Origin of the sequence: Bartonella sp. TT110JLCBS (assembly GCF_042193405.1) — a bacterium.
In the GTDB taxonomy this organism is placed as follows: Bacteria; Pseudomonadota; Alphaproteobacteria; order Rhizobiales; family Rhizobiaceae; genus Bartonella.
In genome coordinates this window covers 338-634 of record NZ_JBHILT010000243.1, presented here as the reverse complement: position 1 = coordinate 634, position 297 = coordinate 338, and the positions used below count along the sequence as shown (strand labels likewise).

Genomic DNA, 297 nt, shown 5'->3' with positions numbered 1-297 from the left:
AACTTCTCCTGGATGAGTAGGACAACGGTTTTTATCTCTTTGTGCAGGAATGTCATTCATAACTGTATCCTTAGTGATATTGTTCAAGATCAACACGGTAAGCATTACATGAGTCAAATTCAAAGGTAATACACCATGGTCCGTTAACGTGGACAGTGTAACGGGTAGGTGAATATCCAATCAAAGAATGAAAGTTGAATCCTGGAAGATTCATATCTTCTGGTCTTTCAGAAATATCTAAACGATCAAGACGAACCATGATACGTTTTACAAGTTTCTTATCAATCTTGGATGAAT

Annotated in this window: 1 protein-coding gene; it reads right to left on the bottom strand. The window is 36.7% G+C overall.

Annotation, left to right across the window (positions count from 1 at the left end; translation table 11 throughout):
- Positions 1-70: 70 nt before the first annotated feature.
- The coding region (locus tag ACFILW_RS10670) for a type II toxin-antitoxin system RelE/ParE family toxin (RefSeq protein ID WP_375685823.1) at positions 71-297 on the bottom strand (227 nt) is incomplete at its 5' end.